This is a genomic window from Kitasatospora mediocidica KCTC 9733 (genome assembly GCF_000744225.1).
GTDB lineage: Bacteria > Actinomycetota > Actinomycetes > Streptomycetales > Streptomycetaceae > Kitasatospora > Kitasatospora mediocidica.
This window is the reverse complement of sequence record NZ_JQLN01000003.1, coordinates 396,361-415,400: the sequence shown is the minus strand read 5'-3', so window position 1 is coordinate 415,400 and position 19,040 is coordinate 396,361. Positions and strand designations below refer to the sequence as shown.

At 72.2% G+C, this 19,040-nt stretch carries 18 protein-coding genes; 9 read left to right on the top strand and 9 right to left on the bottom strand.

Annotated elements, in window-relative coordinates:
* Window positions 1-3: 3 nt before the first annotated feature.
* Complete coding sequence (locus BS80_RS07265) at window positions 4-804, top strand: hypothetical protein (RefSeq protein ID WP_035794403.1); 801 nt, start codon at window positions 4-6, stop codon at window positions 802-804.
* Here the strand turns inward: BS80_RS07265 and BS80_RS07260 are convergent.
* The 4 genes from BS80_RS07260 to BS80_RS07245 form a co-directional block, all read right to left on the bottom strand.
* Complete coding sequence (locus BS80_RS07260; protein ID WP_035794400.1) at window positions 801-1,448, bottom strand: response regulator; 648 nt, start codon at window positions 1,446-1,448, stop codon at window positions 801-803. The two genes, BS80_RS07265 and BS80_RS07260, sit on opposite strands and share 4 nt — an antisense overlap.
* A complete protein-coding gene (locus BS80_RS07255) occupies window positions 1,441-2,589 on the bottom strand; it encodes a GAF domain-containing sensor histidine kinase (RefSeq protein ID WP_051966258.1) in 1,149 nt (382 codons plus the stop codon). The genes BS80_RS07260 and BS80_RS07255 overlap by 8 nt, the downstream gene beginning before the upstream one ends.
* A gap of 132 nt (window positions 2,590-2,721) precedes the next feature.
* Window positions 2,722-4,251, bottom strand: a complete 1,530-nt coding sequence (locus BS80_RS07250) for a helix-turn-helix domain-containing protein (RefSeq protein WP_035794398.1) — start codon at window positions 4,249-4,251, stop codon at window positions 2,722-2,724.
* Window positions 4,252-4,333: 82 nt separating this feature from the next.
* Window positions 4,334-6,901, bottom strand: a complete 2,568-nt coding sequence (locus BS80_RS07245) for an FHA domain-containing protein (protein WP_035794397.1) — start codon at window positions 6,899-6,901, stop codon at window positions 4,334-4,336.
* 220 nt (window positions 6,902-7,121) lie between these two features.
* On the opposite strand from BS80_RS07245, the gene serB reads away from it, so the two are divergent.
* A complete protein-coding gene (serB, locus tag BS80_RS07240) occupies window positions 7,122-8,363 on the top strand; it encodes a phosphoserine phosphatase SerB (RefSeq protein ID WP_035794868.1) in 1,242 nt (413 codons plus the stop codon).
* Between the two features lie 47 nt (window positions 8,364-8,410).
* Here the strand turns inward: serB and BS80_RS07235 are convergent, their stop codons facing one another.
* The 3 genes from BS80_RS07235 to BS80_RS07230 form a co-directional block, all read right to left on the bottom strand.
* Window positions 8,411-8,938, bottom strand: a complete 528-nt coding sequence (locus BS80_RS07235) for a SixA phosphatase family protein (protein ID WP_035794395.1) — start codon at window positions 8,936-8,938, stop codon at window positions 8,411-8,413.
* 101 nt (window positions 8,939-9,039) lie between these two features.
* Entirely contained in the window at window positions 9,040-9,162 is a 123-nt protein-coding gene (locus BS80_RS43450; protein WP_269676093.1) for an SGM_5486 family transporter-associated protein, read from the bottom strand.
* 146 nt (window positions 9,163-9,308) lie between these two features.
* On the bottom strand, window positions 9,309-10,604 hold the full coding sequence (locus BS80_RS07230; RefSeq protein ID WP_035794394.1) for a CynX/NimT family MFS transporter: 1,296 nt from the start codon (window positions 10,602-10,604) through the stop codon (window positions 9,309-9,311).
* Between the two features lie 120 nt (window positions 10,605-10,724).
* Between BS80_RS07230 and BS80_RS07225 the strand changes: the two genes are divergently transcribed.
* Window positions 10,725-11,420: a FadR/GntR family transcriptional regulator gene (locus BS80_RS07225; RefSeq protein WP_035794393.1), complete on the top strand. Its 696-nt coding sequence runs from the start codon at window positions 10,725-10,727 to the stop codon at window positions 11,418-11,420.
* Window positions 11,421-11,481: 61 nt separating this feature from the next.
* Here BS80_RS07225 and fabI read toward each other — a convergent pair whose 3' ends face one another.
* Together fabI and fabG are read right to left on the bottom strand one after the other, a co-directional pair.
* Window positions 11,482-12,249 carry an enoyl-ACP reductase FabI gene (gene fabI / locus BS80_RS07220; protein WP_035794391.1) on the bottom strand — a complete coding sequence of 256 codons (768 nt, stop codon included), beginning with the start codon at window positions 12,247-12,249 and terminating at the stop codon, window positions 11,482-11,484.
* Between the two features lie 4 nt (window positions 12,250-12,253).
* Window positions 12,254-12,973, bottom strand: a complete 720-nt coding sequence (gene fabG / locus BS80_RS07215; protein ID WP_035794389.1) for a 3-oxoacyl-[acyl-carrier-protein] reductase — start codon at window positions 12,971-12,973, stop codon at window positions 12,254-12,256.
* A 263-nt stretch (window positions 12,974-13,236) separates the two neighbouring features.
* Between fabG and BS80_RS07210 the strand changes: the two genes are divergently transcribed.
* From BS80_RS07210 to BS80_RS07185, 6 genes are all read left to right on the top strand, one after another.
* Complete coding sequence (locus BS80_RS07210) at window positions 13,237-14,388, top strand: MBL fold metallo-hydrolase (RefSeq protein WP_035794386.1); 1,152 nt, start codon at window positions 13,237-13,239, stop codon at window positions 14,386-14,388.
* A 118-nt stretch (window positions 14,389-14,506) separates the two neighbouring features.
* Window positions 14,507-16,060: a TldD/PmbA family protein gene (locus BS80_RS07205; protein WP_051966256.1), complete on the top strand. Its 1,554-nt coding sequence runs from the start codon at window positions 14,507-14,509 to the stop codon at window positions 16,058-16,060.
* Window positions 16,060-17,451 (top strand): metallopeptidase TldD-related protein, encoded by a 1,392-nt coding sequence (locus BS80_RS07200; RefSeq protein WP_035794384.1) that lies wholly within the window; start codon window positions 16,060-16,062, stop codon window positions 17,449-17,451. The genes BS80_RS07205 and BS80_RS07200 overlap by 1 nt, the downstream gene beginning before the upstream one ends.
* 12 nt (window positions 17,452-17,463) lie before the next feature.
* Complete coding sequence (locus BS80_RS07195; protein ID WP_035794864.1) at window positions 17,464-18,018, top strand: RNA 2'-phosphotransferase; 555 nt, start codon at window positions 17,464-17,466, stop codon at window positions 18,016-18,018.
* A 107-nt stretch (window positions 18,019-18,125) separates the two neighbouring features.
* Window positions 18,126-18,488, top strand: coding sequence for a DUF3099 domain-containing protein (locus BS80_RS07190; RefSeq protein WP_035794381.1), 363 nt, complete (start codon window positions 18,126-18,128; stop codon window positions 18,486-18,488).
* A 310-nt stretch (window positions 18,489-18,798) separates the two neighbouring features.
* Window positions 18,799-19,038, top strand: a complete 240-nt coding sequence (locus BS80_RS07185) for a hypothetical protein (RefSeq protein ID WP_083974344.1) — start codon at window positions 18,799-18,801, stop codon at window positions 19,036-19,038.
* Window positions 19,039-19,040 lie beyond the last annotated feature (2 nt).

Sequence of the window (19,040 nt, the reverse complement as noted above, 5' to 3'; positions counted from 1 at the left end):
CCGATGCGTGTGACTCCTGCCGACAATCCCTATCAAGAGCCTCGCTCCGGACGACTCACCGCCTGGGGCAACTCCCTGCTGGCCGGTTTCTCACCCCCGGACCACCTGGTGGAAGAGGTGGTGGGGAGCGACGAACCGCACCGGGTGACCGGGCTGCCCGGCGACGCGGCGGGCGATCTGCACGGGCTCAGCTGGGCGCTGGGACGTCTGCGGGTGCTGGGCGCCACCGGGCTGCGGCTGGCGCTGCCGGCCGAGGGGCACCCGCTCGGGCTGACCGGTCCGGCCGCGTTCAACCTCGCGGCGCTGACGGCGGGCGAGGCCGTGCTGGCGGTCGGGCTGCCGCTCGGCCTGGTACCGCAGGTGGACGTGCACGGACCGCCCGGGGACCAGGCGACGACCGTGCTGTGGCGCTGCCTGGAGGTGCAGGACGGGCCGCCGGCCGACGTGCCCTCGCTGTACGAGGCCGAACGCGAGCTGGCCGAGGGGCTGTACGAGGCGACCGCGATGCTGACCCGCCTGGACGTGGCGGGCGCCGGACCGGACGCGCTGCGCGAGCTGGACCGGTTCCGCCGGCGCGGTCACACCGAGCTGCTGGCGCCCGGCTACCCGCCGCGCGCGGTGCGGGTGCTGGAGTCGGCGCGGCAGATCGCGGCGCTGCTGGCGATCGCGGCGGGCAGCCACGGCGCGGCGGTCAGCGCCTCGGAGATGGCCGCCCGCAGCGCGGCGCTGGCGCCCCTGCGGCGCACGGCCCGCCGGGCGCAGGTGGCGGCGTACAACGCGCTGGTGGACGAGAAGCGGGACTAGGCCTCGCCGTTGCGGACGGCCCAGAGGGCGGCCTGGGTGCGGTCGGCGAGGTCCAGCTTCATCAGGATGTTGGAGACGTGCGTCTTCACGGTCTTCTCTGACAGGTGGAGGCTGCGGGCGATCTCCCGGTTGGAACGGCCGTCGGCGATGTGGCCGAGCACCTCGCGCTCACGTTCCGTCAGGGTCCCGCCGCGGCCCTGCGGGACGTGCGGGGAGTCCTCGGCCAGCAGGGTGCCGGCCAACTCCGGCTGGAGCAGCACGTGCCCGGCGTGCACCGAGCGGATCGCGCCGGCCAGCGCCTCGGGGTCGACGTCCTTGTAGACGTACCCGGCGGCGCCGGCCCGCAGCGCGGGGACGACGGTGCGGTGCTCGGTGAAGCTGGTGACGATCAGGACCCGGGCCGGGTTGCCCTCCTCCTTGAGCCGGCGCAGTGCCTCGATGCCGTCCACGCCGGGCATCTTGAGGTCCATCAGGACCACGTCGGGGGCGAGTTCCTGAGTCTTCGCCACACCCTCCGCGCCGTCCGCCGCCTCGCCGACCACCTCGATGTCGTCCTGCACCTCCAGGAAGGTGCGCAGGCCGCGGCGGACCACCTGGTGGTCGTCGACCAGCAGGACGCGGATCAGTGGCCGGGTGTCAGGCACCGGGCACCTCCAGTTCGATGACGGTCCCGCGGCCGGGCGCCGAGGTGAGGGTGAGCCGGCCGCCGACGGTCTGCGCGCGGTCGCGCATCGAGACCAGGCCGAGGTGGCGGCCCTCGCGGCGCACACCCTCCGGGTCGAAGCCGTGGCCGTCGTCGGTGACCCGCAGCACGGCGCCGCGACCGGCGGTGCCGCGCAGGGTGACCTGCACCCGGCCGGCCTCGGCGTGCCGCAGCGCGTTGTGCAGCGCCTCCTGGGCAACCCGCAGGACCGCCGCCTCCTGGGCCGGGGGCAGGGTGCGCACGCCCTCGGAGTCGAACGCGACGGCGGCGGCGTGCGCGCGGTCCAGCACCTGGACCTGCGAGGCGAGGGTCGCCACCAGGCCGTCCTCGTCCAGCGCGGCCGGGCGCAACTCGACCACCACGGCGCGCAGTTCGTCGGCGGCCTCGGCGGCGAGCCGGGCCACCTCGGCGAGTTCGGCGCGGGCCCGGGCCGGGTCGCGGTCGACCAGGGTGGCGGCGGCCTTGGCGGTCAGCCGCAGCGAGAAGAGCTTCTGCGAGACGGCGTCGTGCAGGTCGTGGGCGATCCGGGCGCGCTCACCGGCCAGCGTGAGTTCGCGACTGCGCTCGTAGAGCTGGGCGTTGCGCAGCGCTATCGAGGCGTGCGCGGCGAGGATCCGCAACAGGCCCTCGTCGTAGTCGGTGAAGCCGCCGTCCTTGTTGGCGAGGAAGATCGCACCGAGGATCTCCGCCTCGTCGACGATCGGCATCCCCAGGAAGTCGCTCATGTCCGGGTGGGCGTCGGGCCAGCCGCCGAAGGCGGGGGCCTTGCGGACGTCCGCGAGCCGGGTCGGTTCGAGCTCGTGCAGCATGGTGGCCAGCACCCCGTGCTGGCGCGGCAGCGGGCCGATCGCCTGCCACTGCTCGTCGGTCACCCCGTCCACCACGAACTGCGCGAACCCCCCGTGGTCGTCCGGCACCCCGAGGGCGGCGTACTCGGCCCCGAGCAGGGTGCGCGCGGAGGCGGTGATCCGGCGCAGCACCTCGCGGACCTCCAGATGCCCGCTCATCGCCAGCACCGCCACGCTGACGGCCTCCAGGTCGCCCAGGCACAGCCCGGTCAGCGGTTCGTCCTTGGTCGCCATGCCCTCACCGTACCGCCGGGCCGGGGCGGGGTGCCTCGGCCCGGCGGCGGGTGGGACGTAGGCCTTGCGGCCTAGACCGGATGTCGCGGATCGGACGTCGCGGATCGGACGTCGCGGGTCAGATGTCGCGGGTCAGATGTCGCGGAAGGTCTCGATCTGCGCGCCGATCGAGTTGAGGCGCTCGGCGAGGTCCTCGTAGCCGCGGTTGATCACGTAGACGTTGCGCAGCACCGAGGTGCCCTCGGTGGCGAGCATCGCGAGCAGGACCACGACTGCGGGGCGCAGGGCCGGGGGGCAGATCATCTCGGCGGCGCGCCAGCGGGTGGGGCCCTCGACCAGGACCCGGTGCGGGTCCATCAGCTGGACGTTGGCGCCCAGCCGGGTCAGTTCGGTGAGGTAGATGGCGCGGTTGTCGTAGACCCAGTCGTGGATCAGCGTGGAGCCCTGGGCGGTGGCCGCGATGGCCGCGAAGAAGGGCACGTTGTCGATGTTGATGCCGGGGAAGGGCATCGGGTGGATCTTGTCGATCGGCGAGGTCAGCTTGGACGGCCTGATGGTGAGGTCGACCAGCCGGGTACGGCCGTTGTCGGCGGGGTACTCGGGGCTGCGGTCGTAGTCGAGGCCCATCTCCTCCAGGACCGCGAGCTCGATCTCCAGGAACTCCACCGGCGCCCGGCGGACCGTCAGCTCCGAGGAGGTGACGACGGCGGCGGCCAGCAGGCTCATCGCCTCGACCGGGTCCTCGGAGGGCGCGTAGTCGACGTCGCAGGTGATGGTGGCGAGGCCGTGCACGGTGAGGGTGGTGGTGCCGATGCCCTCGATCCGCACGCCGAGGCGCTCCAGGAAGAAGCAGAGGTCCTGGACCATGTAGTTGGGGCTGGCGTTGCGGATGACGCTCACGCCGTCGTGCCGGGCGGCGGCCAGCAGGGCGTTCTCGGTCACCGTGTCGCCGCGCTCGGTCAGCACGATCGGGCGGTCCGGGCTGACCGTGCGGTCGACCGAGCCGTGGTAGATCCCGGTGGTGGCGGTGACCTCCAGGCCGAACCGGCGCAGCGCGGCCATGTGCGGCTCGACGGTACGGGTGCCGAGGTCGCAGCCGCCGGCGTAGGGCAGCTTGAAGTGGTCGACGCGGTGCATCAGCGGGCCGAGGAACATGATGATCGAGCGGGTCCGGCGGGCGGCGGCGACGTCCATCGCGTCCAGGTCGAGCTCGGCGGGCGGGGTGATCTCCAGGTCGCTGCCGTCGTTGATCCACCGGGTCCGGACGCCGATGCTGTTCAGCACCTCCAGGAGGCGGTAGACCTCCTCGATCCGGGCCACCCGGCGCAGCGTGGTGCGGCCGGTGGTGAGCAGGGAGGCGCAGAGCAGCGCGACGCAGGCGTTCTTGCTGGTCTTGACGTCGATGCTGCCGGAGAGCTGCCGTCCGCCGACCACCCGCAGGTGCATCGGGCCGGCGTAGCCGAGCGAGACGATCTCGCTGTCCAGGGCCTCGCCGATCCGGGCGATCATCTCAAGGCTGATGTTCTGTCCGCCGTTTTCGATCCGGTTGACGGCGCTCTGGCTGGTGCCCAGGGCGGTCCCCAGCTCTGCCTGCGTCCAGCCGCGGTGCTTGCGGGCGTCGCGGATCAGCTTGCCGATGCGTGCGAGATAGTCATCTGCCATGTGCGAGACGATATCTCATGGATGAGATACGCCGATGGGCGGTACCCCCGAATGGGGGACCGCCCATCGAACTGAGCCGACATCAGCCCTTCTGCATGACCTCCGGCTCGTGACGGCGCAGCAGACGCAGGACCAGGAAGGCGAGTCCGGCCGAGATGACCACCAGCGCGCCGGCGTTGATCACCCAGTGCAGGACGCTGTGGTCCCACATCGCGTCCCGGTGGTCGTTCGCCGGGTGCAGCGGGTCGTGGTCGAACGGGACCATCAGGTGGCCCAGGTTCAGCGTGGTGCCCACGATGCCGACACCCCAGCGGGCCGGCATCAGCCAGGCGAACTGCTCCAGGCCCGGCTTGCCGAAGATCTGGAACAGCACGCCGGTGAAGACCACCTGGATGATCGCGAACATCACCAGCAGGGGCATGGTCTTCTCGGCGGTCTTCACCAGGGCCGAGATCACCAGGCCGAACATCATCGAGGTGAAGCTGAGCAGGATCAGGCCGATGCCCATCTCGACGGCCGGGGAGCTCGCGAAGATCAGGCCCTCGGTCGGCAGCTTGCGCGGGGCGAAGCCGATCACCGCGATGATGGCGCCCTGCAGGATGCTGAACAGGCCCAGCACGATGATCTTCGAGACCAGGTAGGCCGACCGGGACAGCCCGGTGGCGCGTTCTCGTTCGTAGATCGCCCGTTCCTTGATCAGCTCACGCACCGAGTTGGCCGCCCCGGAGAAGCAGGCGCCGATGGCGAGGATCAGCAGGATCGTGCCGGCCTGGCCGTTGAACCCCTGCGGATTGGGGTTGGGCGCCAGACCGAAGGTGTCCGGGATGACGGTGCTCACCCCGCCGAGGACGGCCGGCAGCAGCACCGACAGGGCCAGGAAGCCGCGGTCCGAGGCGAGGACCGACATGTAGCGGCGGATCAGCGTCCACAGCTGGGAGCCCCAGCTCTGCGGCTTCGCCGGCTGGATCTGCTCCTGCACGATCGGCGCGGCGGACTGCTGGACGGCCACCGCGTCGACGTCGGCCGAGTAGGCCTTGTAGTGCTCGGAGCCGCGGTAGCGCCCGGCCCAGTCGTGCTCCGGGAAGTTCTCGAACGCCTGGAAGACGTCCGCCCAGGTCTCGTACCCGAAGAAGTGCAGCGCCTCGGCCGGCGGGCCGAAGTACGCCACCGAACCGCCCGGCGCCATCACCAGCAGCCGGTCGCAGAGCGCCAGTTCGGCCACCGAGTGGGTGACGACCAGGATCGTGCGGCCGTCGTCGGCCAGGCCGCGCAGCATCTGCATGACCTCGCGGTCCATGCCCGGGTCCAGGCCCGAGGTGGGCTCGTCCAGGAAGATCAGCGAGGGCTTGGTGAGCAGTTCCAGAGCGACCGAGACGCGCTTCTGCTGGCCGCCGGAGAGTGCGGTGATCCGGTTGTCGGCGCGCTTGTCCAGGCGCAGCTCGTAGAGCACCTCGTCGATCCGGCGGGCCCGCTCGGCCGGCTCGGTGTCGCCGGGGAAGCGCAGCCGGGCCGCGTACTTGAGGCCGGTGCGGACCGTCAGCTCCTTGTGCAGGATCTCCGACTGCGGCACCAGGCCGATCCGCTGGCGCAGCTCGGCGAACTGCTTGTAGAGGTTGCGGCCGTCGTAGAGCACCTCGCCGCGGTCGGCCGGGCGGTAGCCGGTGAGAGCGCGCAGCAGCGTCGACTTGCCGGAGCCGGACGGGCCGATCACGGCGACCAGCGACTTCTCCGGCACGCCGAAGCTGACGTCGTTGAGCAGGACCTTCTTGCCGCCCTTGAAGTCGACCTCGACGGTCAGGTGGTGGGCGGAGAAGGAGACCGTGCCGTTGTCGATGAACTCCTGCAGCTGGTCGCCGACCAGCTGGAAGGAGGAGTGGCCGACCGTCAGCCGGTCCTGCGGACCGAGCAACTGGCGCCGGGTCGGCTGGCCGTTGACGAAGATCCCGTTGTGCGAGCCGAGGTCGACGATCTCGTACCGGCCGTCGGGCAGCTGGCGCAACTCGGCGTGGTGGCGGGAGACCTGGAGGTCGGAGACCACCACGTCGTTGTCGAGCGCGCGGCCGATCCGGACGATGTTCATGCCCGCGGTGAGGTTGCGGATCACCGTCGGGTTGCGCTCGCCCAGCGCGGGGCCCGGCTGGGCGTGCTGCGCGGGGCCGGGCTGGAACTGCAGGGGCGCGACCGGCTGGGAGCCGGCCATCTGCTGCTGCGGGAAGGCCGGGTTGGCCTGCGGCGGCGGGGCCCACTGCTGGTGCTGCGGGGGCTGGTTCCAGGCCGGGGCGGGCGGCGCGACCGCCGACCGGTCGGTCTGCGCCTCGTGCCAGGCGGGTGCGGCACCGGCGGCGGCCGGGGCCACCGTCGGAGCGGAGAAAGCGAGCCGCGGGCCGTTCTCGGCGTTGCCGAGGTTGACCACGGTGCCCGGGAGCAGCTGGGCCTGCAGGGTACGGGAACCGGCCACGAAGGTGCCGTTGGTGCTCCCGTGGTCCTGGAGCTGCCAGGCTGCCCCGGTGAAGGAAAGGGTGGCGTGCCGCCAGGAGATCCTGGCATCGTCGAACGGGAAGTCCGACTGCGGGTCCCGCCCGATGGTGTAGGACTGTCCCGGCTCCAACGTCCGGTACTGCCCGTTGAGCTCAAGTACGAGTTGCGGCACTGTCCGCCTGCCCCGCTCTCTCGGTCCCCCGGTGGATCCCCGTGCGGGGAGTGCTGAAAATCGCCTCTGACGGGGGGTAATCATTCCAGCTCGGGACTAACGGCGGAAAGTCGACCCCGTGGACTGTGACCAGGCGGCAACGTTGTCACGGATTGTTCACCGTCCACGGGACGGACGGCCGCGAGCGGGCGGGCGTCCGGCAGGTAGCGTGGTCCGCACCATGAACACCACTTTCCCGCAGCCCCGGACTGCCGACGACGAGCGCACTCTGCTGGTCAAGGTGTTCGGCAAGGACCGTCCTGGTATCACCACCGGCCTCTTCGCCACGCTGGCCGAGTTCGAGGTCGACGTGATCGACCTCGAACAGGTCGTCACGCGTGGCCGGATAACGCTCTGCGCACTGGTGACCCCGCCGACCGGTGGCGCTCCGGGCGCCGAGGGCGCGCTGCGCGCCACCGTGCACCGGTGGGCGGAGGGCCTCAGACTCCAGACCGAGATCATCTCCGGTACCGGCGACAACCGGCCACGCCGCGAGGGCCGCTCGCACGTCACCGTGCTCGGGCATCCGCTGACCGCCGCCGCGGTCTCCGCGCTGGCGGCCCGGATCACCGAGGCGGACGGCAACATCGACCGGATCTTCCGCCTGGCCAAGTATCCGGTGACGGCCGTGGAGTTGGCCGTCTCCGGCGTGGCCACCGAGCGACTGCGGGCCGCCCTGGCGCTGGAGGCGGCCGTCCAGCAGGTGGACATCGCGGTGGTCGCGGCCGGCCTGGAGCGCCGGGCCAAGCGGCTGGTGGTGATGGACGTGGACTCCACGCTCATCCAGGACGAGGTGATCGAGCTCTTCGCCGCGCACGCCGGCTGCGAGGCCGAGGTGGCCGAGGTGACGGCCGCCGCGATGCGTGGCGAGCTGGACTTCGCCGAGTCGCTGCACGCCCGGGTGGCGCTGCTGGCCGGGCTGGACGCCGGGGTGGTGGAAAAGGTCCGCACCGAGGTCCGGCTCACCCCGGGGGCACGCACCCTGATCCGCACGCTCCAGCGCCTGGGCTACCAGGTGGGCATCGTCTCCGGCGGGTTCACCCAGGTCACCGACTACCTGGTGGAGCTGCTGGGCCTGGACTTCGCCGCGGCCAACACCCTGGAGGTGGAGGACGGCAGGTTCACCGGGCGGGTCGTCGGGGAGATCGTAGACCGGGCCGGCAAGGCCCGCTGGCTGGCCCGCTTCGCCGAGCAGGCCCGGGTTCCGTTGGAGCAGACGGTCGCGATCGGCGACGGCGCCAACGACCTGGACATGCTGAACGCGGCGGGCCTCGGGGTGGCGTTCAACGCCAAGCCGGTGGTCCGCGAGGCCGCCGACACGGCGGTCAACGTGCCCTTCCTGGACACCGTGCTCTACCTGCTGGGGATCACCCGCGACGAGGTCGAGGCGGCGGACGAGCTGCACGGCACGCCGCCCGAGTAGCGGCGGGGCCCGGGGGCCGGTCCGGCGGACCGGCCCCCGGGGCGCGGTCAGTCCTCCGGCGTCACGTAGAACGAGACCAGCCTGGCCACACCCGGCTCGACCGACTTCCAGGAGCCGTCGAAGGCCAGCACCGCGACGGCGGCCGTGGGGAAGCCGCCCTGGCGCAGCCGGGCCAGCTCGTCGCCCATGCTCTCGTCTCCGGCGAGGACCTCGGTGAGGTTCTGCACCCCCGGGTTGTGGCCCACCAGCAACAGGTCCCCGACATCGTCGGGGGTCTCCTTGAGCACCTCGATGATCTCGCCGGCCGAAGCGTCGTAGATCCGCTTCTCGAAGACGACCCGGTGCGGCCGCTCGGACAGCTCGTGGGCGGCCAGCTTCCAGGTCTCCCGAGTGCGCAGGGAGGTGGAGCAGAGCACGTAGTCGGGGGTGATCCCCGAGTCGGCCAGCCAACGGCCGGCGACCGGCGCCTGGTGCCGGCCGCGGTCGGCGAGCGGGCGCTCGTGGTCGGCCACCTCGGGCCAGTCGGCCTTGGCATGCCGGAGCACAATGATCCTGCGGGACGTGTCGACGCTCATTGCGCCAGCTTCGCAGAAAACCCCGCCGGTGGCGCGGTGCTCCGGCTGGCCGCCACCCTCAGGAGTGGCGGCATGACCGGACGTCAGCGGCGACCCCGAGGTCAGCCCATCGACTGGGCGATGGTGGCGATGATCCCGACGACGACGAGGACACCGAGGATCACGCCGAAGAGCTGGAGCAGCTTCTTCTGGCCGTTCGGGGGATTGGGTTCGAGAACAGGCATGGAGCGATTTTCGCATCCCCGCGCACGCCCCCGGACCGCGGGGCGACCCCCTTGACCTCCCCTTGAAACTAGGCCGTGTCTGACAATTCCCGCCGGGCGCCCAACACCGCGGGCTCATCCGACGCGAATTGTCAGACACGGCCTAGCTAGCCGACCTCGTCCTCGATGTGCCGGGCCCGGGCGGCGCGCAGGCCGATCAGCAACTGCGGCAGCAGCAGCGCGGCCAGGAAGCCGAGCGGCAGGTACCAGCCGCCGGTGCCCTGGTAGAGCAGGCCGATCAGGATCGGCCCGGGGATGGAGAACAGGTAGCCGAGGCCCTGGGCGAAGGCGGAGAGCTGGGCCACCCCGCCACTGGTGCGGGCGCGCAGGCCGATCATCGTCAGGGTGAGCGGGAAGGCGCAGTTGGAGAGCCCGACCAGCACCGCCCACAGCCAGGCGCCGCCGGCCGGGGCCAGGGCCAGGCCGGTGTAGCCGGCGATGCCGAAGGCGGCCAGCACCACCACGAAGGCCCGCTGGTCACCGCGGCGGGCGGCCCAGTTCGGCAGCACGAACGAGATCGGCACGCCGATCGCCATGGTGACCGCCAGCAGCAGCCCGGAGGTGCCGGCCGACAGCCCGGCGTCCTGGTAGATCTGCGGCAGCCAGCCCATCGTGGCGTAGGCGCCGGTGGCCTGGAGGCCGAAGAACCCGGCCAGCGCCCATGCGGTGCGGCTGCGCAGGATCGGCAGCCTGGCGACCGCCCGGGCCTCGCCCGGCGCCTGCCGGCCGTCCCGGCGCAGCACCAGGGTGACCAGCCAGATCACCAGCGCCAGCCCCGCGGCCGAGGCCCAGATGCCCAGGCCGACCCGCCAGCTGCCGCCGAGCGCGCCGGTCAGCGGCACGGTGACGGCGGCCGCCAGTGCGGTGCCGGCCGACAGGGCCATCGAGTAGAGGCCGATCATCGGCCCGACCCGGTCGGGGAAGTAGCGCTTGATGACCACCGGGATCAGCACGTTGGAGACGGCCACCCCGGCCAGCGCGACGGCGGTCAGCAGCAGGAAGACGGCCGTGCCGCCGGCGAAGGCGCGGGCCGCCAGGCCCAGGGTGATCGCGCCCATCCCGGCGGTGACCACGACGGTGGGGCCGAACCGGCGGGAGAGCGCCGGGGCCGCGAAACCGAAGAGCGCGAAGCAGAACGAGGGCACCGCGGTGAGCAGCCCGGCGACGGCGGCGCTCATCCCGAGGTCGGTGCGGACCCGCTCCAGCAACGGCCCGAGGCTGGTGACCACCGGGCGCAGGTTGAACGCGGCCACGGCGACGGCGACCGCCAGCAGCGCGCCGAGCTGCCGCGCGCGGCGGTCCGCCCGGGCCTGCGCGGCGGTGCGGGCGCTGCTCGCGCCGGGGTGTGAGGTCGGTGGGGTCGTCGCCGGAGTGGTGGGTTCGGTGCTCGTCGCTGTCGCCATAGGCATCATCATAGAATGATGGGATGAATTAATGCACCATGGATAACTACCGACGGAAGAACGCCGGCAGAGGGGCAAGATGGTGCCTGGCACCTCCATCCGTCACGACCAAGGAGAAACATGACCCTGTCCTCGCCCCGGCGCGCCCCGCTGGCGGATCAGGTGATCGCCCAGCTGCGGGCCCAGATCATCTCGGGCGAGTGGCCGGTCGGCTCGCGCATCCCCACCGAGGTCGCGCTGGTCGAGCAGCTGGGCGTGGCCCGCAACACCGTGCGGGAGGCGGTGCGGGCGCTGGCCCACAACGGGCTGCTGGACATCCGGCAGGGCTCCGGCACCTACGTGCTGGCCACCAGCGAGCTGGCCGGGGTGATGCACCGGCGCTTCCCGGACGCCGAGCAGTCCCAGGTCGCCGAGCTGCGCTCCGCGCTGGAGGCCTCGGCGGCCGCGCTGGCCGCCGCGCGCCGCACCGAGCGCGACCTCGAACTGATGGAGGCGGCGCTCGCCCGGCGCGAGGAGGCCTGGTTCGGCGGGGACCCCGAGGTGTTCGTCCAGGCCGACGCGGCCTTCCACCAGAGCGTGGTGGCCGCCGCGCACAACGACGTCCTCGCCGTGCTCTACGCCGACCTCGGCGAGGTGCTGCGCGCCCACCTGCGCCAGGACATCGGGCCGGTGCTCTCCCCCGACCGCTACATCGGGCACGACCAGATCCTCGCCGCGATCCGGGCCGGCGACGCGGCGACGGCCTCGATGGAGTCGGCCGACGTGATCGGCGCCTGCGGCCGGGCCGACGAGGCTCTGGGCACCACCCAGCCCTGACCCGCAACGCCCGCAGCCCCGGTCACCGAGGTGGCCGGGGCTGCGGGGGCAGTGCGAGAGGTCAGGCGCCGATCGCGTGCAGACCGCCGTCGACGTGGACGATCTCGCCGGTGGTCTTCGGGAACCAGTCCGAGAGCAGCGCCACGACGCCACGGCCGGCCGGCTCCGGGTTGGAGATGTCCCACTTCAGCGGGGAGCGCTGGTCCCAGGTGGCGGCCAGGTCCTCGAAGCCCGGGATGGACTTGGCGGCCATCGAGCCGATCGGGCCGGCCGAGACCAGGTTGACGCGGATGTCGCGCTCGCCCAGGTCGCGGGCCAGGTAGCGCGAGGTGGCCTCCAGTGCGGCCTTGGCCGGGCCCATCCAGTCGTACTTCGGCCAGGCGAACTGCGCGTCGAAGGTCAGGCCGACCACCGCGCCGCCGTCCTGCATCAGCGGCAGGCAGGCCATCGTCAGCGCCTTCAGCGAGTACGCCGAGACGTGCATGGCGGTGGCGACGGACTCCCACGGGGTGTTCAGGAAGTTGCCGCCGAGCGCGTCCTGCGGGGCGAAGCCGATGGAGTGCACGACGCCGTCCAGCGTCGGCAGGTGCTCGCGCACCCGGTCCGCCAGCGTGTCGAGGTGCTCGGCGTTGGAGACGTCGAGCTCCAGCACCTGGACGGGCTTCGGCAGCCGCTTGGCGATCCGCTCGACCAGCGTGAGCCGGCCGAAGCCGGTCAGGATGACCTCCGCGCCCTGCTCCTGGGCCAGCCTGGCGGTGTGGAAGGCGATCGAGGACTCCAGCAGGACGCCGGTGATGAGGATCCGCTTACCTTCAAGAATTCCGCTCATGTGATCAGTGACCCATGCCCAATCCGCCGTCGACGGGAATGACGGCTCCGGTGATGTACGCCGCCTCGTCCGAGGCGAGGAAACGCGTGGTGGAGGCGATCTCGGAAGGCGTGGCGTACCGGCCGAGCGGCACCCCCGCGACGATCTCCTTGCGGCGCTCCTCGCTGAGCACCGCGGTCATGTCGGTGTCCACGAAGCCGGGGGCGACCACGTTGACGGTGATGTTGCGCGAGCCGAGCTCACGGGCCAGCGAGCGGGCGAACCCGACCAGGCCGGCCTTGGAGGCGGCGTAGTTCGCCTGCCCCGGCGAGCCCGCCAGACCGACCACCGAGGAGATCAGCACGATCCGGCCCTTGCGCGCCCGCAGCATCTTCGCCGAGGCGCGCTTGACCACCCGGAACGTCCCGGTCAGGTTGGTGTCCAGCACCGAGGTGAAGTCCTGCTCGGACATCCGCAGCAGCAGGGTGTCCTTGGTGATGCCCGCGTTGGCGACCAGCACCTCGACCGCGCCGTGCTTCCCCTCGATCTCGGTGAAGGCCGCGTCGACCTGCGCGGAGTCGTTGACGTCGCAGCGGACCGCGAGCACGTCGTACTTCGCGAGTTCGGCGGGCACCTCGCCGGAACGGCTGGTGATGGCGACCTTGTCGCCCGCCTCGGCGAAGGCCTGGGCGATGGCGAGGCCGATGCCCCGGTTACCTCCGGTGACGAGAACCGAGCGGCTCAACGATCCACCTCTCCCTTGTCGTGGTCCGCGTACGTGGGAACGTACGCACTGTGACGCTATCGGTCGCGTCCGTACGGCGACGAATCCAGCTTCCACAGGTGATCCGGTGCTGTTCTGTGGCGTTCCGACAATTGCACCCGACGTCGGCCATCAGGGGTACCCTCCGCCGGGAACAACATGGCGGGGGGTACCCGTTGCCCTCTCGGTGCGGACACCCCGCCCGCAACCCCACAGACGTGACCACGAACAAGGGCGGATCCCCGATGAGTGAGGCAAACCCCCGGGCCACCAGGAGTCGGGGCCGGGTGCTCACCCTGGCCGCACTGGCCACCGGAGCCGGCGCGGCGGCCTGGGCCCTGCGGGACGTCCCCGCCGCCTTCGGACGACGGCCCGACGCCGAGCGGGACGCCCGGATCCGGACCTCCCCGCAGTACGCCGACGGCACCTTCCACAACGCGCCCTCCACCGTGGCGCGCGCCTCGGAGGGCAGGCCGAACGTCGACCGGTCCACCGTGCGCCGGATGCTCTTCGAGCGCGAGGGCCGCACCCCGCTGCGCCCGGTGCCCACCGCCTCGGCCGTCGGCGAGCGCGACCGGCCGGCCCCGCAGGGCGTGGAGATCACCTGGTACGGCCACGCCTCGGCGCTGGTGGAGATCGAGGGCACCCGGGTGCTGCTCGACCCGATGTGGAGCGAGCGCTGCTCCCCCTCGGCGCACGTGGGCCCCAAGCGGCTGCACCCGGTGCCGACGGAGCTGGAGGAGCTGCCGCCGGTGGACGTCGTGCTGATCTCGCACGACCACTACGACCACCTGGACATGGACACCGTCCGGCGCCTGGTGCGCAGCCAGTCCGCGCCGTTCGCCGTCCCGCTGGGCATCGGCGGCCACCTGCGCCGCTGGGGCGTGCCGGAGCACCGGATCATCGAGCTGGACTGGAGCGAGACCTGCACCCTGGGCGACCTCACCGTCACGCTCACCTCGGCGCACCACTTCTCCGGCCGTGCGCTGGCCCGCAACACCACGCTCTGGGGCTCCTGGGTGATCGCCGGACCGACCCGCAAGGTGTTCTACACCGGCGACTCAGGCTACTTCGAGGGCTACGCGACGATCGGCGCCGAGCACGGCCCGTTCGACGCCTCGCTGGTCCAGATCGGCGCCTACGACGAAGCCTGGGCCGACATCCACATGACGCCCGAGGACGCCGTGCTGGCCCACCGGGACCTGGGCGGCGGCCTGCTCGTCCCGGTGCACTGGTGCACCTTCAACCTGGGCCTGCACCCGTGGGCCGAACCGGTCGAGCGGCTGCTCGTGGAGGCCAAGGCGCAGGGCGTCGCGGTCGCCGTGCCGCGCCCGGGCGAGCGGGTCGACGTCGCCAACCCGCCGGAGCTGGAGGGCTGGTGGGAGGGACTGGCGTGACACGTCGGCACGCCGGAGGCAATCCACTGGCCGAAACGGGGACCCGCAGGACATGATGCGGTGCGGGGCCGCGACGCTGCGTGACCTCGCACCGCCGATCCTCGCCCCAGGGAGCCCGATGCCGCCGACATCCCCCAGCGCCTCGCCGGCCCAGCGCGCCGTCGACCCGCTGTTCCTCGCCCTGCCCCTGCGGCAGCTGGCCGACGCGGCGCTGAGCCGGGCCCGGCAGCTGGGCGTCACGCACGCCGACTTCCGCTGCGAGCGGGTCCGCAGCGCCTCCTGGCGACTGCGCGACGCCCGTCCGTCCGGCACCTCCGACACGGTCCAACTGGGCTTCGCGGTCCGAGTGTTGGTGGACGGCGCCTGGGGGTTCGCGGCCGGGGTGGACCTCACCCCGCAGGCCGCCGCGCTGGTGGCCGAGCAGGCGGTGGCGGTCGCCCGGATCTCCGCCGAGGTGAGCCGGTCGGCGGGCGGCGGGGACGTCGTCGAGCTGGCGGACGAGCCGGTGTACGCCGACGTCAGCTGGGTCTCCGCGTACGAGATCAACCCGTTCGACGTCCCGGACGCCGAGAAGACCGCGCTGCTGGCCGACTGGAGCAGTCGGCTGCTGGCCGCCGACGGCGTCAGCCACGTGGACGCCTCGCTGCTGACGGTGCAGGAGAACAAGTTCTACGCCGACACCGCGGGCACCGTCACCACCCAGCAGCGGGTCCGGGTGCACCCCGAGGTGGACGCCACCGCGGTCGACGAGCGGACCGGCGCCTTCGAGTCGATGCGTACCGTCGCGCCGCCGGCCGGACGCGGCTGGGAGTACCTGCTCGGCACCGGCTGGGATTGGACGGCCGAACTGGCCCGGCTGCCCGAGTACCTGGCCGAGAAGGTCAAGGCGCCGAGCGTCGAGGCCGGCCGCTACGACCTGGTGATCGACCCCACCAACCTCTGGCTGACGATCCACGAATCGATCGGCCACGCCACCGAGCTGGACCGGGCGCTGGGCTACGAGGCCGCCTACGCGGGCACCTCGTTCGCCACCTTCGACCAGCTCGGCACCCTGCGGTACGGCTCGGACCTGATGCACGTCACCGGCGACCGCACCGCCGAACACGGCCTGTCCACGATCGGCTACGACGACGAGGGAGTGGCCACCCAGTCCTGGGACCTGGTCACCGACGGCGTCCTGACCGGGTACCAACTGGACCGCCGGATGGCCAAGTTGAAGGGCCTGGGGCGCTCCAACGGCTGCGCCTTCGCCGACTCCCCCGCGCACGTCCCGGTGCAGCGGATGGCGAACGTGTCGCTCCAGCCCGCCGCGGACGGCCCGGACACCGAGGGCCTCTTCTCCGGCGTCGAGCGCGGGCTCTACATCGTCGGCGACCGGTCCTGGTCGATCGACATGCAGCGCTACAACTTCCAGTTCACCGGCCAGCGCGCCTACGCGATCCGTAACGGACGACTGGCCGGCCAGGTGAAGGACTTCGCCTACCAGGCCACCACCACCGACTTCTGGGGTTCGATGGCCGCGGTCGGCGGCCCGCAGACCTATCTGCTGGGCGGCGCGTTCAACTGCGGCAAGGCCCAGCCGGGACAGGTCGCGGCGGCCGGACACGGCTGCCCGTCAGCCCTGTTCGAGGGCGTCAACGTGCTCAACACGCAGCAGGAGGCGGGTCGCTGATGACCGGGATCAAGTCGCACGAGCTGGTCGAGCGCGCCCTGGAACTCTCCCGGGCGGACGGCTGCCTGGCCCTGGTCGACGAGGACACCACCGCCAACCTGCGCTGGGCCGACAACGCGCTGACCACCAACGGCGTCACGCACGGCCGCCGGCTCACCGTGGTGGCCACCGTCGACGGCGCCGAGGGCACCGCCTCGGGCGTGGTGGCCCGCGAGGCCGTCACGCCGGCCGACGTCGAGGAGCTGGTCCGGGCCGCCGAGGCCGCCGCCCGCGCCGCCGGACCGGCCGAGGACGCCCGGCCGCTGCTCGTCGGCGACCGGGTCTCGGCGGACTTCACCGAGGGGCCCGCCGCGACCTCCATCGACGTCTTCCGCTCCTTCGCCCCCGCGCTCGGCTCGGCCTTCGCCCGCGCCCGCGCGGCCGGCCAGGCCCTGTACGGCTTCGCCCGGCACGAGATGTCCTCCACCTACCTGGGCACCTCCGGCGGCCTGCGGCTGCGGCACGACCAGCCGACCGGCTCGCTCGAACTCAACGCCAAGGCGGGCCGCAGCTCGGCCTGGGCCGGCGCCGCCACCCGCGACTTCCGCGACATTCACCTCGACGCGCTGCACACCGAGCTGGACGAGCGCCTGGGCTGGGGCAAGCGCCGGATCGACCTGCCCGCCGGGCGGTACGAGACGCTGGTGCCGCCCAGCGCCCTCGCCGATCTGATGATCACCATGCACTGGTCGATGGGCGCCCGGGACGCCGTCGAGGGCCGGACCGTCTTCAGCCGGCCGAACGGCGCCAGCAAGATCGGCGAACGCCTGGCGCGGCTGCCCCTGACGCTGCGCTCGGACCCGGCCGAACCCGGGCTGGAGAGCGCGCCGTTCCTGCTCACGCACTCCTCCGACCCCGACACCTCGGTCTTCGACAACGGCCTGCCGCTCGGCCCCACCGACTGGATCCGGGACGGCGAGCTGGCCAACCTGATGACCAGCCGGCACACCGCCGCCCTGACCGGCCTGCCGGTCCGCCCGGCCGGCGACAACCTGGTGCTGTCGACCGCCGACCAGGCCGCCGCCCCGACCCTCGCCGAGATGGTGGCGAACACCGGGCGCGGGCTGCTGCTCACCTGCCTCTGGTACATCCGCGAGGTCGACCCCGCCACCCTGCTGCTCACCGGCCTGACCCGGGACGGCGTCTACCTGGTCGAGGACGGCCAGGTGGTCGGCGAGGTCAACAACTTCCGGTTCAACGAGTCCCCGGTGGACCTGTTGGGCCGCATCACCGAGGCCGGCCGCACCGAGCGCTGCCTGCCCCGCGAGTGGTCGGACTGGTTCAGCCGGGCCGCGATGCCCGCGGTGCGGGTCCCCGACTTCAACATGAGCTCGGTCAGCAAGGCTTCCTAGGGGGATCACATGATGGACGAGAAGCGCCAGGTCAAGACGTCGAAGCGGCTCTCCAAGGTGCTGCGGCACGACCCCGGCGCTCTCGGCCTCACCCTCGACGAGGCCGGCTGGGTCGTGGTGGACACCCTGCTCGCCGCCTTCGCCGAGCGCGGCGGGCGGCTGACCCGGGCGGAGTTGGACCACGTGGTGGAGACCAACAACAAGAAGCGGTTCGCCTACTCCGAGGACGGCCTGCGGATCCGCGCCAGCCAGGGGCACTCGGTGGAGGTGGACCTCGGTCTGGCCGCCGCCGAGCCCCCGCCGGTGCTGTTCCACGGCACCGCGCAGGGCTCGGTCGCGGCGATCTTCCGGAACGGGCTGCGGCCGATGTCGCGTCAGGACGTCCACCTGTCCGCCGAGACCGGGACCGCCCTGCGGGTCGGCTCCCGGCACGGCCGGCCGGTGGTGCTGCGGGTGGACGCCGCCGCGATGGCCGCGGACGGGCACAGCTTCCGGGTGAGCGCCAACGGCGTCTGGCTGACGGACGCGGTGCCGCCGCGGTACCTGTCCACCCCCGTGGCCGACTGACGCCAAAACGCCGTGCCCCGCTCTCGTCCACCGGACACGCGCGGCGTACCGTGAGGGAACCGGGCGGAATCGGTGTCGCGCGGGTCGGCACGAAGGCGGCGGTAGGGATGAGCAGGAACGACGGGGTCAGGGGCAGGCAGGTCTTCCGGATCACCGGAGCCAGGGCAAGCCTCACCGAGGACGTCCGCGGCCGGCAGCGCCGGTACGTGATCTCCATGCTGGTCCGCACGGTCTGCCTGCTGCTCGCGGTCGTGCTGTGGAGCGTCCAGCGGCAGGTCGCGTGGGGGGCGCTGGTCGGGGCGGTGCTGCTGCCGTACTTCGCGGTGATCATCGCCAACGCCGGGCGCGAACGGGCCCCCGGGTTGCCGAGCACCTTCGACCTTCCGCCGACCACCCCGCTGATGCTCGGCCCCGGCGGGACGGGCGGCGGGGGCGCCGCCACTCAGGGCGAACGGGCCTCAGAAATCTGACTCTCCGTACACAGGCCGGTGAGATCGAGATCTGATCGTCATCTAAGCTGTGTCCGATTCGCCAGGAATTATCCGTTTATGACGGATAGAAACCTCAGGGGAAGCTCAAATAAGTCATGGAAGACCTAGCCATAGGCCGCCGCTCCCGTGACATACTGCGTACGCGCTCCGCATCCCCCGTCGGGGCGACGGACCGACGCCGGGCGGCTCCCCCCGTGGCTGCCCGGCGTCGCCATGTCCACAGCCCGGCCACCTCGCCCGCCCCGGCCACCTCGTCCGCCGGTGACGCCCGGGTGAGAGACTGCCGATCATGAGCATCGACTTCTTCGGCACCGCGGCGGACGGCCCGGCCGGACCCCCCAAGTGCTCGGCCAAGGCCTGCCGAGCCGACGCCGAGTGGGTCCTGGTGTGGAACAACCCCAAGCTGCACACCCCCGACCGCCGCAAGACCTGGCTGGCCTGCGGCGACCACCGCGAGCAGCTCTCGCAGTTCCTGAGCGTCCGCGGCTTCCTCAAGGAGGTCGTGGCCTTCGCCGACTTCGTCGAGTAGCG

Bases quoted from the DNA above. Each gene is read 5' to 3' on its own strand.
- fabI (WP_035794391.1), bottom strand. From the start codon at position 12,249: ATGAGCGGAATTCTTGAAGGTAAGCGGATCCTCATCACCGGCGTCCTG.
- BS80_RS07200 (WP_035794384.1), top strand. From the start codon at position 16,060: ATGACCGGGATCAAGTCGCACGAGCTGGTCGAGCGCGCCCTGGAACTC.
- BS80_RS07235 (WP_035794395.1), bottom strand. From the start codon at position 8,938: ATGAGCGTCGACACGTCCCGCAGGATCATTGTGCTCCGGCATGCCAAG.
- BS80_RS07230 (WP_035794394.1), bottom strand. From the start codon at position 10,604: ATGGCGACAGCGACGAGCACCGAACCCACCACTCCGGCGACGACCCCA.
- serB (WP_035794868.1), top strand. From the start codon at position 7,122: ATGAACACCACTTTCCCGCAGCCCCGGACTGCCGACGACGAGCGCACT.
- BS80_RS07190 (WP_035794381.1), top strand. From the start codon at position 18,126: ATGAGCAGGAACGACGGGGTCAGGGGCAGGCAGGTCTTCCGGATCACC.
- BS80_RS07255 (WP_051966258.1), bottom strand. From the start codon at position 2,589: ATGGCGACCAAGGACGAACCGCTGACCGGGCTGTGCCTGGGCGACCTG.
- BS80_RS07205 (WP_051966256.1), top strand. From the start codon at position 14,507: ATGCCGCCGACATCCCCCAGCGCCTCGCCGGCCCAGCGCGCCGTCGAC.
- BS80_RS07210 (WP_035794386.1), top strand. From the start codon at position 13,237: ATGAGTGAGGCAAACCCCCGGGCCACCAGGAGTCGGGGCCGGGTGCTC.
- BS80_RS07225 (WP_035794393.1), top strand. From the start codon at position 10,725: ATGACCCTGTCCTCGCCCCGGCGCGCCCCGCTGGCGGATCAGGTGATC.
- BS80_RS07195 (WP_035794864.1), top strand. From the start codon at position 17,464: ATGGACGAGAAGCGCCAGGTCAAGACGTCGAAGCGGCTCTCCAAGGTG.
- BS80_RS43450 (WP_269676093.1), bottom strand. From the start codon at position 9,162: ATGCCTGTTCTCGAACCCAATCCCCCGAACGGCCAGAAGAAGCTGCTC.
- BS80_RS07265 (WP_035794403.1), top strand. From the start codon at position 4: ATGCGTGTGACTCCTGCCGACAATCCCTATCAAGAGCCTCGCTCCGGA.
- BS80_RS07185 (WP_083974344.1), top strand. From the start codon at position 18,799: ATGAGCATCGACTTCTTCGGCACCGCGGCGGACGGCCCGGCCGGACCC.
- BS80_RS07250 (WP_035794398.1), bottom strand. From the start codon at position 4,251: ATGGCAGATGACTATCTCGCACGCATCGGCAAGCTGATCCGCGACGCC.